The organism is Hyphomonas chukchiensis, from assembly GCF_000682695.1.
Classification (GTDB): Bacteria; Pseudomonadota; Alphaproteobacteria; order Caulobacterales; family Hyphomonadaceae; genus Hyphomonas; species Hyphomonas chukchiensis.
This window is the reverse complement of the sequence record NZ_AWFG01000052.1, coordinates 116115-132716: the sequence shown is the minus strand read 5'-3', so window position 1 is coordinate 132716 and position 16602 is coordinate 116115. Positions and strand designations below refer to the sequence as shown.

At 62.2% G+C, this 16602-nt stretch carries 13 protein-coding genes; 6 read left to right on the top strand and 7 right to left on the bottom strand.

What is annotated here, in order from left to right; genetic code table 11:
* Positions 1–43: 43 nt before the first annotated feature.
* Genes HY30_RS14720 through HY30_RS20065 form a run of 3 tightly spaced genes read left to right on the top strand, consistent with a single transcriptional unit; the run spans position 44 to position 2672 of the window.
* Positions 44–1459 (top strand): cytochrome ubiquinol oxidase subunit I, encoded by a 1416-nt coding sequence (locus HY30_RS14720; RefSeq protein WP_034742262.1) that lies wholly within the window; start codon positions 44–46, stop codon positions 1457–1459.
* Between the two features lie 9 nt (positions 1460–1468).
* The gene (gene cydB, locus HY30_RS14715; RefSeq protein WP_034742259.1) at positions 1469–2518 is read left to right on the top strand and encodes a cytochrome d ubiquinol oxidase subunit II; all 1050 of its coding nucleotides are present in this window, start codon (positions 1469–1471) and stop codon (positions 2516–2518) included.
* Positions 2511–2672, top strand: coding sequence for a DUF2474 domain-containing protein (locus tag HY30_RS20065; protein WP_155839353.1), 162 nt, complete (start codon positions 2511–2513; stop codon positions 2670–2672). Before cydB ends, HY30_RS20065 begins: the two co-directional genes overlap by 8 nt.
* Here the strand turns inward: HY30_RS20065 and HY30_RS14710 are convergent.
* Positions 2662–3816: an alpha/beta hydrolase family protein gene (locus HY30_RS14710; protein ID WP_034742256.1), complete on the bottom strand. Its 1155-nt coding sequence runs from the start codon at positions 3814–3816 to the stop codon at positions 2662–2664. The two genes, HY30_RS20065 and HY30_RS14710, sit on opposite strands and share 11 nt — an antisense overlap.
* 83 nt (positions 3817–3899) lie before the next feature.
* Between HY30_RS14710 and HY30_RS14705 the strand changes: the two genes are divergently transcribed.
* Together HY30_RS14705 and HY30_RS14700 are read left to right on the top strand one after the other, a co-directional pair.
* Complete coding sequence (locus tag HY30_RS14705; RefSeq protein WP_034742253.1) at positions 3900–4601, top strand: VOC family protein; 702 nt, start codon at positions 3900–3902, stop codon at positions 4599–4601.
* Between the two features lie 103 nt (positions 4602–4704).
* Complete coding sequence (locus tag HY30_RS14700; RefSeq protein WP_034742250.1) at positions 4705–5352, top strand: hypothetical protein; 648 nt, start codon at positions 4705–4707, stop codon at positions 5350–5352.
* On the opposite strand, the gene HY30_RS14695 is transcribed toward HY30_RS14700, so the two are convergent.
* The 4 genes from HY30_RS14695 to HY30_RS14680 all read right to left on the bottom strand — a co-directional run bounded on the left by HY30_RS14695 (position 5349) and on the right by HY30_RS14680 (position 11066).
* On the bottom strand, positions 5349–6515 hold the full coding sequence (locus HY30_RS14695) for a CaiB/BaiF CoA transferase family protein (RefSeq protein ID WP_051615531.1): 1167 nt from the start codon (positions 6513–6515) through the stop codon (positions 5349–5351). The two genes, HY30_RS14700 and HY30_RS14695, sit on opposite strands and share 4 nt — an antisense overlap.
* A gap of 49 nt (positions 6516–6564) precedes the next feature.
* Positions 6565–8184: an acyl-CoA synthetase gene (locus HY30_RS14690; RefSeq protein WP_241765741.1), complete on the bottom strand. Its 1620-nt coding sequence runs from the start codon at positions 8182–8184 to the stop codon at positions 6565–6567.
* 99 nt (positions 8185–8283) lie between these two features.
* Positions 8284–9069: an SDR family oxidoreductase gene (locus HY30_RS14685; RefSeq protein WP_034742247.1), complete on the bottom strand. Its 786-nt coding sequence runs from the start codon at positions 9067–9069 to the stop codon at positions 8284–8286.
* A gap of 92 nt (positions 9070–9161) precedes the next feature.
* Positions 9162–11066, bottom strand: a complete 1905-nt coding sequence (locus tag HY30_RS14680; protein WP_162176957.1) for a CocE/NonD family hydrolase — start codon at positions 11064–11066, stop codon at positions 9162–9164.
* Positions 11067–11207: 141 nt separating this feature from the next.
* Here HY30_RS14680 and HY30_RS14675 point away from each other — a divergent pair, with 141 nt between their 5' ends.
* Positions 11208–12443, top strand: a complete 1236-nt coding sequence (locus HY30_RS14675; protein ID WP_034742244.1) for an acyl-CoA dehydrogenase family protein — start codon at positions 11208–11210, stop codon at positions 12441–12443.
* Positions 12444–12461: 18 nt separating this feature from the next.
* Here HY30_RS14675 and HY30_RS14670 read toward each other — a convergent pair whose 3' ends face one another.
* Entirely contained in the window at positions 12462–14144 is a 1683-nt protein-coding gene (locus HY30_RS14670; RefSeq protein ID WP_034742241.1) for an alkaline phosphatase D family protein, read from the bottom strand.
* A 104-nt stretch (positions 14145–14248) separates the two neighbouring features.
* Positions 14249–16585: a TonB-dependent receptor domain-containing protein gene (locus HY30_RS14665; RefSeq protein WP_034742238.1), complete on the bottom strand. Its 2337-nt coding sequence runs from the start codon at positions 16583–16585 to the stop codon at positions 14249–14251.
* Between the last annotated feature and the right edge of the window lie 17 nt (positions 16586–16602).

Sequence of the window (16602 nt, the reverse complement as noted above, 5' to 3'; positions counted from 1 at the left end):
TTATCCCGGCGCTAAGTGAAGTTGCCGTAGGGATACCTGGCCGATGGAATTTGACGCCCTTCTCCTGTCACGCATCCAGTTTGCGTTCGTCATTGCCTTCCACATCATGTTTCCGGCTTTCACCATTGGCCTCGCGGCGTTTCTCGCCGTTTGCGAGGGTCTGTGGCTGAAGACGGGCCATGAAGCATTCAAGCGGCTCTACCTGCACTGGGTGAAGATTTTCGCGCTGGCCTTCGCCATGGGCGTCGTGTCCGGCGTCGTCATGAGCTACCAGTTCGGCACCAACTGGAGCGTCTTCTCCGAAATCGCCGGCAGCGTTATCGGTCCGCTCCTTGGCTATGAAGTGCTGACGGCCTTCTTCCTTGAGGCGACCTTCCTGGGCGTCATGCTGTTCGGCTGGAACAAGGTCGGCCGCAAACTCCACTTCGTCGCCACCTGCGCTGTCGCCATCGGTACCACGATTTCCGCCTTCTGGATCATCTCGGCCAATAGCTGGATGCAGACGCCGCAGGGGTTCGCGGTCGATCCGGTCACGGGCAACTTCTACGCCACCGACTGGATCAAGGTCATCTTCACGCCCAGCTTCCCGTCGCGCCTCGCGCACATGCTGGTCGCCGCCTATATCACCACGGCTGCAGTCGTTCTTGCGGCCGGTGCCTGGCAGGTGATCCGTGGACGCGTCACCAAGCCGACGCGCTGGCAGATGCGCATGGCCTCGGGCACGCTCGCCATTCTTCTGCCCCTGCAGATCATGCTCGGCCACGAGTCGGGCCTTGTCGCGCACGAGCATCAGCCCGCAAAGATCGCCGCTGCCGAAGGCTGGTGCGAAACAGCGCCCATCCAGGGCACGATGCTGCTCGCCTGGCCCGCCGACAATGCCTGCGGCCATGCCGGCATTACCATCCCGGGCACCAGCCCCTATCTGTTCGCCGGCAAGCCCGAAGGTGAAGACCTGAAAGGCCTCGACCAGTTTGCAGCGGAAGACACGCCGCCCATCTGGCCCGTCTTCTACGGTTTCCGCATCATGGTCGGCGCAGGCCTCGTCATGCTCGGCATAGGCCTCTGGGGCTGCTTCCTCTGGTGGCGCGGCCGACTGGACGAGAAGGGGCTCTTCCACTGGGTCGCTGTTCCCGGTGGCGCGCTTGGATTTATCGCCGTCATTACCGGCTGGATCGTCGCCGAAGTCGGCCGCCAGCCCTACACGGTCTATGGCCACCTGCGAACGGTCGACAGTATCTCGCCCGTCTCGACGGCCCAGGTCGCCACATCGCTCCTCGTCTTCATGGTCACCTACGCGATCATCTTCACCGCAGGCACGGTCTACATGGCGCGTATCGCCACCCGTGGCTTCGATGATGATCCGACGGGTCCGAAGGAAGGCCGCCGCGCGCCCGGTTCGCCGCTTGGCTCCGTGGAGGATCCTGCCGAGTCCGGCGACGATATTGTGGCAGCGGAATAGGAGAGGCCCATGACACTCGACCTTCCAATGATCTGGGGTTTCATCCTCGCTATCGGCGTCTTCATGTATGTCATGCTCGATGGCTTCGATCTTGGCGTCGGCATGCTCACCTTCCACGCCAGCTCCGATGAGGAGCGCAACATGATGACCGCCACGATCGAACCTGTCTGGGACGGCAACGAGACATGGCTCATCATTGGCGGGGGCGGCCTCTTCGCCGCCTTTCCAAAAGCCTATTCCATCATCATGCCCGCCTTCTATCTGCCGGTCCTTATCATGCTGGCCGCGCTCATCTTCCGGGGCGTTGCTTTTGAATTCCGCCACAAGGCCGTCCGGGTGCCCACGCGCCTATTCTGGAACGGTGCCTTCTTTGGCGGTTCTGCCATCGCTGCCTTCGCGCAAGGGCTCATGCTCGGCGGCATGATCCAGGGTATCAATGTCGAGGGCGGTGCCTTTGCCGGCGGCGCGTTCGACTGGCTCACGCCATTCTCCATCCTTGTCGGTGTCTCCGTCGTGATTGGTTACCTGCTGCTCGGCTCTTGCTGGCTGGTCCTCAAGACGGAAGGCGAGCTCTACAAGCGTGCCCGCAACTGGGCGCGCATGTCCCTTATCGGCGTAGCCATCGCCTTCCTCGCCGTCAGCCTCGCCACGCTTGCCATTGATCCGGCGGTTGGTGATCGCTGGGGCTTCACCATGACCAGTATCGACTTTTCCCGCCTCCTGCCGCTTGCTCCCGCACCGGTCGCCGGCATGGCGCTTTGCGCCTGGCTGTGGCGAGACTTGTCGATGAAGCCGGGGCAGGGCGCCGCGCCGGACTGGCGCCCCTATCTGCTCGCCATCGGAATCTTCCTCAGCGGCTATATCGGCCTCGGCGTCAGCATTTATCCTTACATCGTACCGTTCGAGTTCACGCTGCACGAGGCCGCCGCGCGCGACAACGCTCTTGCATTCATGCTGGTCGGTGCGGCCATCATGCTGCCGATCATCCTGCTGTACACGGCTTATGTGTATTCACTCTTCTGGGGCAAGGTGAAGCCCGGCGATGGCTACCATGGCTGATCCCGTCTTCCGCCCGACCGAGCCGCTGCCGGAAGATCAGCCGGAAGGCCCACTCGTCAAGCGCCTCGGCTGGTTCGTTGGTATCGCGCTGGTATCCATGCTGGTCGTAGCGGCTGTCGCCTATGCCCTGAGGGCCATGCTCTTCATTGGCTGAAGCGTGCCGCCATCCAGTCGGTCACTTCCTTGACGGCCTTCGGCAACAGGTCCGGTCGCTCAATATAATAGTGATCAGCGTCCTTGATCGTCACCATCTGCTTGTCCTCTGAGCCGACAGCCTCGAACAGGCGCTGCGCATGGCTCGGCGTGCACGCCAGGTCAGCCGAGTTGCTGATGACCAGCACAGGGCAGGAAACGCGCGAGGCATTCCCGGTACCGTCCGCCCGGCTCTTGTCATAGCTCCACTGCGACAGCCAGGAACGCAGCGTCGTGAACCGCCCGAGCCCGACCGGCCCGTCATTGGCAATGCGCGGATCGCCGAGGTAACATGTGCCCGGTTTGCGGTCTGACGGGTCCTGCGTGGGGTCCAGCCAGCGCACATCGCTCATCGTGCCCTGCACCACAAAGCACCGCTCGGCATCCGGGTCATCGCTCGCCTTGATGGCTGCCAGTTGCGTCAGCACGCGGTCTGTAATGCGCCGGTTGCGCGCGACCTGCGCTGCGCGGAACCGCGTCACGAATTCATGGGAATAGGGCGGCTGGTTCGGGCAGTCCGCCGCATAGATGTTCAGCTCCCTGTCGCGTTCGAACGGCTTGTCCTCGTCAAGGATCGACGGGTCGATCCATTCCGTCATCGTGTGCGACCGGCTTATATGGGCCGCCAGCAGAAGGATCGCATCGGCCGCGATCAGGCCCGCGCCGGCAATGTCCACTGGGTCGCCCGCCGGCGTTTCCGTGATCGTCGGGTTCTCGGCCTGGTCCTGATAGAACAGCGACAGCGATCCGCCGCCGGACCATCCGCCCAAAACAACCTTCTCATAGCCGAACCGCTTCTTCGCGTCGGCAATGCACGCTCCGAGGTCCAGCACGCATTTTTCCATGATCAGCGCCGTGTCATTGCCGCGATAGCGCGGATTGCAATAGATGACATGATGGCCTTCACGGGCGAGCGCCGTCACCAGCGGCAGGAAGCTCCCGCCGCCAATCGGATGGCTGAACAGGATGACCGTTTTCGATTCCACATCGTCCGGCCGGATGCGCATGCACTCCACGAAAACCTGCCCCGCCGGTCCGCCATACGTCTCCTTCAGCCGCCCCGAATCCGCGTGCACAAACCCGTAGGGTTCCCTTGCGATAGCCATTTGCGTGTTTCCTTGCCCTTGTTTTTTATGAGGCGCATACTTGCGCAAACACTCTCAAGGGGAAAGCAGGAAAGGCCCGAGGAATGACTGAACAGTCCCGGCCGCAGCCAAGCGGCATACACCACATCGCCATCATGTCGTCCGACATCAAGAAACATATCGCCTTCTTTTCGGAGGTCATGAACTTCCCGCTGGTCGCCCTGTTTGACATGCACGGCGTGCCGGGCGGGCTGCATGCGTTCCTGCGCATGAACGATCACAGCTTCTTCTCGATCGTCCAACTGCCGGATGTCGACAAGATTCCGGTCACGCTCGGCGTCACCCATTCCGGCAATGGCGCATTGCCCAGCGCCGCTGGCACGATGCAGCATCTGGCTTTCCGCGCTGATGATGAAGAAGGCCTCCTCGGCATGCGCGACCGTCTGCGCAGCCACGGCATCAACGTCATCGGCCCGCTCGATCACGGCTTCTGCAAGTCGATCTATTTCGCCGGCCCCGACCAGATGACGCTCGAAGTCGCCGCGCCCGCAACGCCTGTCGACCCGAAACAATGGATCGATCCGACCGTGCTCGAAAAGGCCGGCATCTCGGCCGCAGAAGCGGAAAGCTACAAGGCGCCAGCGCCTTATGCAGGGAAGGGCAACGAGCCGCAGCCGCCCTACGACCCCGCCAAGCCGCACATGGTCTACCCGCCGGAAATGTACCAGGCGATGCTGAAGACGCCTGACGATGTCATCGCCAATGCCGCCAAATTCCCCGGCCCGCCGGTGCCCGTTCCGGCCTAGGCCTCTTTTGGACTCGTACTCGGATCGCGTTCTCGCAATATAATGCGGTTATTCCGGGAGAATCGTCCTGCCCAACAAATGGCAAAACAAGGCTGAAAAGAAGGTGGAGCGAGACCCCGCGCTCACCGAGAAGATCGCCCTCATTTTCGATCATCCTGAGGGTGTAGACTGGCACTGGGAAGATGCAGCAGATCGGATTGCGGCCGGAGTGCCGGTTGAGCCAGAATCCTTCGATATTCTGGAAGCGGTATTTGTTCACTTCGCGACATACCTCGCTCCCTATTCACCTTGGCAAATAGCCATGGGAACGTCGTTCCTGTTGGACTCCATCCTGTCACCCCATGTCTCTCTTTTTTCTGACGAACGGCTGGCTATCGAAAGGCGTGTTGCAGTCGTAAGGGGGATCCGAAACATCTTTGCCGACACGTTCAAACTGCATGCAGAGTGGGAATACGACGGCGGGGCTGGCGTGCAGAAAGACATCAACAACAAGTGCTACATGTTTTGGGAAACCTGCCCTTTACCATTTTCGCCGTCCCGGCCAATTGCTGAAGCCTGTATCGATGTAATGGAATCCTGCCTGACGATCCCGAACATGGCAGTGATCGAAAGTGGGCTTCACGGTCTTGGGCATTCTGCACGCAGCTATCCCCGCGCGGCTCAGATCGTCGAACAATACATTGCCGCGGGAAAGTGTCCTGCTGATCTAGTCGAGTATGCTCAGACGGCAGCAAAGGGTCGCGTGCTTTAGGCGGGGCGGCCCAGCCAGCGCTCAAGGATCGCCGCCGTATCCTCGCCCACACGGTGCGGCGCCTGCTTGCGGATGGAGCCGGGCGTCGCCGAGAATTTCGGGAACGTGTTCTGCATCTTCACCGGGCCCAGTTCCGGGTCATCAACTGTCACAATGGCCTCACGCGCCGCGTAATGCGGATCGCTCACCATGTCTGCGGCCGTATAGATCTTGCCCGACGGCACCGCGTGTTCCAGCAGCAGCGATTCCAGCTCCGCCACGGTCAGCGTGCGAGTCCAGTCGCTGATGATTCCGTCCAGCTCCGCCTGGTGTTCGCCGCGCGCCAGATGCGTCGCATAGCGCGGGTCAGACGCAAGATCCGGTCGCCCCATCGCATCGCACAGGCGCTTGAAGATCGGATTCTGGTTGCCGCCAATCAGGAATTCTCCATCCTTGCACGGATAGACATTCGAGGGTGCAATCTTCGGCAATATCGCGCCGGTCCGCGTCCGCATGAAGCCGCTCGTCGAATAATCCGCCACATAGCTTTCCATCACCTGCAGAACGCTCTCATACAGCGCCACGTCGATGATCTGTCCTTCGCCACTCTGGTTGCGGTGATGCAGCGCCGCGAGAATGCCCATGGCGCCATAGGAGGCCGCCAGCGTATCCCCGATGGAAATGCCCACGCGTGACGGCATCCGGTCCGGCTCGCCGGTAATCCCGCGCAGGCCGCCAAAGCCCTCGCCAATCAGGCCGAAACCCGGCCTGTCTGCATAGGGCCCCGTCTGCCCATAGCCCGACATGCGCGCCACGATCAGCCCCGGATTGGCCTCGCGCAGCTTGACCGGATCAAGTCCCCATTTTTCCAGCGCGCCCGGCCGGAAATTCTCGACCAGCACATCGGCCTCGCCGATCAGGTCGCGCGCCAGCTGCTGGCCGTCTTTGGTGCGCAGGTCCACCGCCACCGAAAACTTGTTGCGCCCGATCACGCGCCACCAGGCCGGCTTGTCGCCCTGGCCCCATTCGCGCATCGGGTCGCCCTTGCCGGGCGGCTCGATCTTGACGACTTCCGCGCCCATGTCGCCCAGCAACTGGCCGCAGAACGGGCCCGCAATCAGCTGGCCCATCTCCACGACGCGCAGGCCATGCAGCGGCCCATTCGGTTTCGGTGTATCGGTCATGCCTGCCTCTAGCGCATTCGCTTACGCCACAACAAGCGCGCCGTCGGCCTCAAGCCTTCTCGGCCTGTTCCACCGCAAACGCCTTGATCGTCTTGTAGTCGGCTTTGCCATTCACGGCGCGGCCAAGGTCCGGCTTGAAGAAGATGCGCTTGGGCGCCTTGAAGCGGGCAATCTTGGTCGCCACAAACGCGCGCAGCTCATCCTCGCTCACCTCGCCGTCCGTCGACACAACCGCCGTCACGGCCTGTCCCCACTTGTCGTCCGGCAGGCCGACGACCAGCGCATCGATCACCGCATCGTGCAGCTTCAGCGCCTCTTCAACTTCCTCGGGATAGACCTTCTCGCCAGCGGTGTTGATACAGTTCGATCCGCGCCCCAGCAAAGTCATCGAGCCATCGGCTTCCACCGTGCACCAGTCGCCCGGAATGGAATAGCGCATGCCATTGATCGTCGGGAAGGTCTTCGCGGTCTTCTCCGGGTCCTTGTAATAACCGAGCGGCACCGCGCCGCCGCGCGCCACAAAGCCCGCTTCGCCGCTGCCCGGCTGGATCTCGCGATGGTCTTCGCTGAACACCCTGCAGTTCGGGCCGAGTTCGAACTTGGACGTCTTCACCTCGCCGTCCGCCGTCATCGCGGAGGAGCCAAAGCCCACAGCCTCAGACGCGCCGAAACTGTCCATCATCGCCGCCTGAGGCATATGCTTCAGCAGCCCGCGCTTGATCTCGACCGACCACATCACGCCGGATGACACGACCGCCACCACCGTCGAGAGGTCATACTTGCCCGGGTTCTCTTCCAGTTCCTTCAGCATCGGCTTGCCGAACGCATCGCCCACGATGGCCATATTGGTCACGCCATTCCTGTCGACCGTCTCCCACAGGTTCTGCGGGCTGAAATTCTTGTTCTCGGTCAGTGTCACCACGGTGCCGCCATTCAGCATCACGCCCATGGCCGTGAACAGGCCCGTGCCGTGCATCAGCGGGCAGGCCGGAATGATCCGCGCGTGCCGGCCAAGCTCCAGTGCATTGGCGACATGCTCTTCAAGGTCCTTCGGCACAACGCCGCCTGCCTTGGCGACGCCCTCCATGCCCGCCTGCCGCCATATGCCGTGCGACCACATCACGCCCTTCGGCATGCCGGTCGTCCCGCCCGTGTAGAGGAACAAGAGGTCGTCGCCGGACCGTTCAATGCCCAACGGTGAGGCATCGCCCTTACTGGCAAGGTCTTCATAGGCCACCGCAAAGTCCGGCACGCTGTCGCCGCCAATTTGCACCCAGGCGATCACGCCGGGCAGGCGCCCGCGCACGCGTTCCACCTGCTCGATGAACTCCACATCGTAGAACACGACCGTCGAATCGGAATTGTCGAAAATGTAGACCAGCTCGTCGTCGAGATAGCGGTAATTGACGTTCACATGCGTCAGCCGCGCCTTGAAGCACGCGGCCAGCGCCTCGATATATTCCGGCTGGTTGCGCAGGTAGAAGCCGGCCTTGTCGCCCGTCTTCGCGCCCATCTCGCGCAGGTTCCGCGCCAGCCGGTTGGAGCGCGCCGTCATCTCCGGCCAGGTCACCACCCGGTCACCATGGATCAGGGCAGGGGCATCGTCACCGAGCACCTCGCCCAGCGCATCCAGCATATCCCCGAAATTCCAGTCAAAAGCCTTGGTCACGGTGTTTCTCTCCCTGAATGTTATTATTTCGCGCGACTCTACGACCTTGCCGCTGGGGCAGCAAAGCCTGAAAAGTCGATGGACGCAGCGTCCGTGCGATCAGCGCGGCGCCATCCGGATCGCGCCGTCGAGGCGGATCGTTTGGCCGTTGAAATAGCCGTTGCGCGCAAACTCCATCGCTAGCGAGCCGAACTCCTTCGGATTGCCGAGGCGCTTGGGGAAGGGCACCGAGGCCGCGAGGCTGTCCAGCACGTTCTGCGGCGCGCCCAGCATCAGCGGTGTCGCAAAAATGCCCGGCATGATCGAGTTCACGCGAATGCCAAGGTCCATCAGGTCACGCGCCAGTGGCAGCACCAGCCCGTTCACGCCCGCCTTGCACGAGCCATAGACCACCTGGCCAATCTGCGCGTCCATCGCTGCCACGGAGGCCGTCAGCGTGATACAGCCGCGCTCGCCATCCTCGGTGATCGGCTCGGCATTCGCCATGCCAAGCGCAGAGATGGAAGCAACGCGATAGGAAGAGATCAGGATGCCTTGCGCGCCGAATGCGTAGTCTTCCGTCGGCAGGCGCTTGAAGGCATGCGTTTCCTTGTCGAAGCGCAGCGTCTTGCCGCCCTTGGCCGTCATCGCGCAATGCACGGTCACGCGCTCCTGCCCATGCGCCGCGCGGGCTTTCTCGAACCCGTCCAGCACGGACTGCTCATCGAGGATGTTCACCTTGCAGAACAGGCCGCCAATCTCCTTGGCGACGGCTTCGCCCTTTTCCTCATTGATGTCGAAAATGGCGACAGGCGCGCCAGCCTCGGCAAAGGCTTCGGCCGTGGCCCGGCCAAGGCCGGATGCGCCGCCGGTGACAACGAGCGGTGTGGTTTTACTGATCTGCATGGGGTCTTCCTCCGGTTCATGTTTTACCGAATTAGTAGACCCACTCCCACGTCCTGAAAACGCCTGCCGCAGCGACAGGCCGTAGCGTCAGCTCATTCCGGCAGCGCCACCACGGGCAATTCGATCCGAGACAGCGCCATGGGTCCGTGATGAACCGCATTCGTCGCCACAGCCGTTTCGGTCGTGGTGTACTGGTCGCCCGCGGTGTTCAGGCTGCGCGCGTAGGATGGGAAATTGCTCGACGAGACTTCAATCCGCACGCGGTGTCCCTTGAGGAACACGTTCCCGGCCAGCATCGGGGGCGGCGTGATCGCATAGGTCTCGCCCTCCGTCATGAACACCGCATGGTCCATGCCGTCGCGATAGCGCATCCGCAATATCGTGTCGGCAATATTCCAGGCCGTTCCGTCGGGCGCGACATCCACCAGCTTCACCGTAAAATCCGTGTCCGGCGCATCGGATGAGACAAACAGCTCCGTATTGATAGAGCCGAACACCGGCAGGTCTTCTTCCAGCACGTCGCTCGTATAGACCAGTACATCCTCGCGGGCCTCGATTTCGCGCTGGTCATAGGCCCCGTCTTCCTGGTCCGGTCCCATGCCGGAAATCTCGCCGCCATGGGAGATCACCGGATCAGCCGGATCATATTCAAACGTATCCGTCGCTGCGGCGTCCGGCGCATCCGTCAGCAGCGCACCATCGCCTTCCAGCGTATTCGCCGCGCCGCCGCCCGAAAGATAGAAGGTCTTTGTCTCGCTCGTCCCGGCCTTGGGCACCGCATCGAATGACACCCAGCGGTTCACGCCCGCCATGTAAACCGTCACAGGCTGCGCGGGCAGGGGCGCCTCGGCGTCGCCCTTCATCCAATGGTTCAGGAAGGACAGCTCACGTGCGTCATAATCAAACCGCATGTCACCAATCGGCCGCTCGCCAATCGTGCCGTCTTCGTTCTGCCGCCGGTAGGAACAATGCTGCCCATTGATCAGCATCAGCGCCTGCGTGCCGGGCGCGCTCGCCGCACGCGTCTGCTCGAAGCGCGCCGTGCCCGACCGGGCCGAAATATCGTAGAGCGCCTCGGCATAGAGCCCCGGCACTTTCGGCGTCTCGCCATTGGTGATCCGGTCATCGTCCCAGGCCGGGTCAGACGGCCCACGCCTCAGATAGTCTTCCAGCTCCGTCTGCGGCGCGCCCAACACTTCGCCCAGCTCGATCACCGGCAAGTGCATCCGTGCCTTGAGGTAATCTTCCTGCGTGATGGCGGAGTCCTGCTTTATCGAGAAATCCCGCATCAGCCGCTGGCGTTCCTCATCCGACAGCCCGGCGGGCAATTGCGGCTGGTTCACCTGCATTTCCCCGAAGAAATAGTTGGCCCAGCCCATCTGCCACACGCCACCGCGCCAGAAATTGCCCTGCTCGCGGAAGGGGCCAGCCTCTGCAATCCCCACACCCGAGGAATAAGCAATCATGGCTTTCAGCGCCGGGTGGCCGAGTGTCGACAGCTTCAGCTGGTTTTCCGCCGATGAGGAACAGCCGGACGTCGCCACGCTTCCGTCAGACCAGTCCTGTGCTGCAATCCAGCTCAGCGTGTCCCAGCCATCCTCATCGGCATTGCCCAGCATGTGCATCTCGCCTTCCGACAGGAAGCGCCCGCGCTCATGCTGTTGCACCACGGCATATCCGGCATCGAGAAAGGCATCATACTGGTTGCCCTTCAGGCTCAGCTCACGTTCATAAGGCGTGCGGATCAGAACGGTCGGGAATTTGCCCTCCGCCTCTGGCAGGTACACATCCGTATCCAGCCGTGCCCCGTCGCGCATCGCCACCTGCAAATGCTCCATCCGCACCTTCGCAGCGGGCAGCAGCTCCGTCGCCATCGCAGGCGCCGCAGCGGGTTCGGGCGCTTCAGGCGCAACCGCTGCTTCCGGCGCCGCGACGCAAGCGCCCAGGGCGAAGGCAGAGCAGGCGGCCATCAACCAGCGAAGACGGATATTTTGCATCAGGTCAGCTCCCACCAGTTCACCCATAAAACCCTAGCGGCAGTCGGTAATCAGCGTCCAGTGCCTGACCATGCGGCACCCATAGGCAAGCGCTCACATCCGCCTTAGCCTCTGCGTCAGAAAAACAGGGAGTAAATGACAATGGCCATCGATTTCACCATTCCGGACGACGCAAAGGAAGTCCGCGAGCGCGTGCGCCAATGGGTGCAGGATGAATGCATCCCCGCCGAAAAGGAAATGTCCGCCGGCAAGCCGTACAAGACGGTCCTCGCCGAACTGCGCAAGAAGGCCCGCGCGCAGGGCCTCTGGCTGCCCTTCATCCCGACGGAGCATGGCGGCATGGGACTCGGCCCCCTTGCCAACGCCTTGGTCCAGATGGAACTCGGCCAGAGCCACCTCGGCGCCCTTTCGATGAACTCGCAAGGCCCCGATGACGCGACAATGCTGACGCTGCTCGCCCACGGCACCGATTTCCAGAAAGAGAAATATCTGAAGCCGCTCTTCAATGGCGAGAAGCGCATCTGCTATTCGATGACCGAGAAGGCCGCAGGCGCCGATGCCACCGGCATGCAGACCACGGCCGTGAAAGACGGCAAGGGCAACTATGTCCTCAACGGCGAGAAATGGTTCTCCAGCGCCGCCAGCGCTGCCGATATCGCCGTCGTCATGGCCAAGACCAATCCCGACGCCCCGCGCCACCAGCAATACTCCACCTTCATCGTGGAGCTGCCAAACCCTGGCTACAAGATCCTCCGCGACATTCCCACAATGGCCGTGCACGGCGCACATTATGAAGAGATGGGCGGCGGTCATGCCGAGGTGAAAATCGAAAACCTCATCGTGCCGGAAGAAAACCTGCTCGGCGGCGAGGGCGGCGGCTTCTCCATGGGGCAGCACCGTCTCGCCTATGGTCGCCTGCGCCACGGCATGCACAATGTCGCCATGGCCCAACGCGCGCTCGACCTTGCAACAGAGCATGTCACCAAGCGCTCAACCTTCGGCAAGGGCCTCGAAGACCGTCAGGGCGTCCAGTTCATGCTCGCCGAATGCGCCAGCGAACTCTACATCGCCCGCCTCATGCTCATGCATATCGCCTACAAGGCCGAGAATGGCATGGACCTGCGCCAGGAGAACGGCATCGCCAAGGTCTTCCTTGCCAACATGGTGCACAAGGTCGTCGACACGGCCATCCAGCTCCACGGCGCCCTCGGTTACAGCCTCGATACGCCGCTCGCCGCCTGGTACACCCACATCCGTTCGCAGCGTCTCGTCGACGGCCCGGACGAAGTGCACAAATGGATCACCGGCAAGAACGTCATCCGCGCCTACAAGAAGGACGGCACGACCGCCGCAGCCGCCGGCGGCGACCTGCTTTAGGCCGAACCCGGGCGATCGTCAGGCGTCGGTGAACTTCAGTGTCTTTCCGTCCCTGATGATCGTTTCCGTACGGATAACGTCCGTGCGGTAATCGGGCAGCAGCACCGTGTCCATGGCCACAAAGGCCACGTCCGCCTTGTCCGGCGTCAGCACGACGCGCACATAGCCCTGGTGCATGTTGTCGGTCCAGCGCACTTCGTCCAGCGCCTGCGCAAACACATGGTCCAGTTTCACTGCGCTGTCGGCGTCCCAGCCTGTATCGTCGAAATCACCCGGTGAGGTCACGCCCGCCGTGCCGAGTTCCAGCCCGGCCGGCCGGCCCTCATCGTCAAACAGCTCATTGGCCCAGAAGCTGTGGCTGTCACCGGTCAGGAATAGCAGGTCACCTGCGCCCGCCTCGCGGCTCAGTGCATAGAAGGCCTCGCGCGCCGCCGGATAGCCGTCCCATGTATCGGTATAGAAGGGCAGGTTCCATTCGGCCTTCCAGAGCATGTTCGGCCCGTCGCCCGGCGCCTCACCTTTCGGTGCCTTCGCGGCGTCTACGCCCATAGCCACCAGATCCGGCACCAGCATCCGCGCAATCGGGCTCGGATTGCCGATCAACCGCCAGGGCTGGCCAGCTGCCACAGACTGCGAAAGCCCCTTGGCCAGCGCCGCTTCCATATGCGGCGAGATCATCTTCCGGCTTGGATCATTCATCACGTCCCGCATGAACGCATCGCGCGTTTGCGCTGAGGTGATCGTGCCGTAATATTTGCCATAGTCCACCTGTTCGCCCCGCGCCGTGTGGCGTGTTTCCAGCGTCACAAGCGTCGCCAGGTCGCCGAACACGTAAGTCCGCCAGAATTCCGAACGCGTGAAGCCCGGCTCCGGTTCGCGGATCGGCATCCATTCATAATAGGCGCGGATGGCCCCCGTCCGCCGCGTCGGCCAGTCGCCTTCGGTCTCGGGCTGGTGGTTCGCCGCGCCGCCGATCCACGGATTATTGGCACTCTCATGATCGTCCCAGCTGGCAATGAAGGGGTGGGCGGCATGCATCGCCCGGCTTCCGGCATCCGTCTTGTACTGCGCATGGCGCTGGCGATAATCGCTCAGCGACAGAATCTCATTGGCTGGCGCATGCAGCCGCCCGATGCTCGTGCCGGTCTCACTGCCCCAGCCATCGGCGCCATATTCATAGATATAGTCGCCCGTGTGCAGCACCACATCCACGTCCGGGTCTTTCGCGATCGCGTCATAGGCGTTGAAATAGCCGAACGGGTAGTTCGAGCACGAGATCAGCGCGATGCCCAGTTTATCAAGCTTGCCAACGGGCAGCGTCTTCGTCCGGCCCACCGGCGACACGGCTCCATCAAAAATGAAACGGTAATAATAGGTCGCGCCGGGTGTCAGGCCGTCCGGAATAAACTTCACCGTATGGTCCGCATCGGCAAAGGCCGTCACAGACCGCTCGGCGACGATGTCGTTGAAGCCATTGTCCCGCGCGATCTGGCACGTGCCAGCCATATCCGCTGCATCCGTCGTCACGCGGGTCCACAGCACCACGCTGGTCGCCCGCGGGTCGCCACTTGCCACGCCATGCGCGAACAGGGGGGAGGGCGGCGAGGCGATGTCCGGCGCCTGTTCCTGCGGCGTCGCGCACGCGCCCAGCGTGCTGGCGGCCATCAGGGCCAGGGTCTGTCGGCGGTCCAGTTTCGGCATATCGGCCTCCCAAGGCTTTGCCGCACACTGCGGCCATACAGTCTGATTGTGAAACGGAAAAAGGCGGGCCCTCGCGAGCCCGCCTTCTCACTCTACGTACGTGACTAGAAGTCCGCCGTGACCGTGAACACCACGGTCCGCGGGGCCGAGATCCAGGCGCCATTGCCCGAGATGCCGGCGAGGTAGTCCTGGTCGAACAGGTTGTTGACGGTCAGTCTGAAGTCGACATTCGACAGGTCGTCCGAGATCGCGGAACCGGAGACGCCCGCATAGAGGTCCGCCTCGTAATGGCTGTCGGCCACCCAGGTGTTCGACAGGTTCACGAACCGGTCATCGACCCATTTGGTCGACAGGCCTGCATTGAAGTTGCCCTGCGTATAGTCGGCGCTGAGCACGAACATGTTCTCCGGAATGTTCGGCACCTTGTTGCCGACAAAGATGCCCGCAGCCGCGTCGAGGGCCGTGTCACCCGTGCCGAGGATCGTGGCGTCATTGTAAGTGTACGATGCAAACAGCGACAGGGCGTCCGTGGCCCTGAACTCGCCAGCCACTTCCACGCCGCTCGAGTCGATACCGCCACCATTGATGAAGCCGCCATTCGACGATTCCAGGTAGTCGATGCCGCCAACCGACTCGGTCGGGGCAGGGAAGAGACGGTTTTCAAACTTGGATTCGAAATAGGTCACCGAACCGCGCAGGCGGTCGCCGACATAGCGCACACCGGCTTCCATGTTCTTCGATGTTTCCGGGTCCGGCACGCCGGTACCCCCCAGCACTTCCAGAACGCCGTCCGGAATGGCCTTGAAGTTCTCGGCATAGCCCGCAAACAGTTCCACGCCTGGCATCGCCGACGGGGTCCATGCTGCGCCGCCCGAGAACAGCACGTCGGAATCGCTCGATACCTTGAAGTTTAGGGTCGGATCATTCGGCGTGAAATTGTCGACGCGTTCCAGCTCGTTGGAGAATTGTTTCATGCCGACACGGAAGGTGAAGTCAGAAACTTCCACCACGTCCTCGACATACCACTTGAACGTGGTTTGCGGGAATTCGCGGTTATACTGTGTCCAGTAAGGCGTGCTGTCATAGCTGTCGCCGATACGGGCATCGATCAGCTTGTGCCAGTCGCGATATTCGTACCGTGTCGCGTCTTCATACCAGAGGCCGCCGCGCACCGTGTTGGCAAACATGTCGCTGATCGGCGTCAGCCATTCGAAGTCGCCGTAAACGCCGGTCCGCTCTTTCTGGTAATGCGTGTGGCGGTAGGACTGCACCGGCACAGCGCCGTCCGCGTAGCAGGCCGGGTCATATTCCGGGCCCGCGCCGCCATAAGGGAACGTGATTGACGAAACGCAACCTGGCGTCGGGTTCAGCGGCGTGCCGCTCGCATCGACATAATAGACCAGCGGATTGGTCGAAGCACCAAACTGGCCGACATTGACGAGGTAAGGCGGCACCCAGTCGCCGCGGCCATCATTGTCATGACGGTAGACGCCAACTTCCAGGTTGAAGCCGTCGAACAGTTCCTTTTCGCCCTTCAGGTAGAACAGGCTGTTCGTGCGCAGCGTGCCCCAGGCCTGGCGATACAGCTGGTCGATATAGGGAATGCCCGTCCAGTCGGCGGTCAGCTGGTCCGAGTTCGGATCGGCCGCATAATCGGCTGGCGAGAACAGGCGCTGGTAGTTGTTCTCGTGCGTGTCGTCATAGGAAAAATAGCTCGTCCAGTCCACGCCGAACTGCTCGGTCTGCAGCTTGGCGGCGAGGTGGTCGCGGTTATTGTCAGCCGACTGGTTCACATGGTCTGTGGCCGACTGCGTCGACAGCGAGATCCAGAACTTGGTCTTGTTGTCGGCCAGGAAGCCACTGTCATAACGGCCATAGAAACGCTGGGCATCATAGTCGCCCAGTGAGGCCGAAACACGCACGCGGCGCTCGTCGAGCGGGTTTTGTGTTGTGAAGTTCAGCGTGCCGCCGAGGGCTTCGTTCGAGCGCGAGGCAATGTCGGCCGTGCCCTGCGCCACTTCGATTGACCCGGCATTCTGCGTGTCGATAAAGCGGTTGGCTTTCGAGCCGCCACCATAACCCGAACCACCGTTCGGAATGCCGTCAACCGTAATGCCGACCTGTTGTTCGCCGAGGCTGTTCTGGAAGCCGCGAACGGCAACGCCAGTCGACCAGTCGTCAAAGCCGAACGCGTCGCCTTCCGTCACCAGCACGCCCGGCAGGTTGTCGATCTGCGCCAGGAGGCTCGTCACGGGCGACTGTTGCAGCGCCATGGCTTCGGTCGATTCGGCTGACGAATAGGTCTGCTGCGAACCGAGTACGATGATCGTGTCGAGTGACCGCGACTCGTCCTCTGTCGGTGCGGCGTCGTCGGCATAGGCGCCCAGTATCAGGCCCATGCTGACCCCGGCCAGAAGGCCGGCTTTCCAGTAAGTATTCATCACTATTCCCTCGTTTA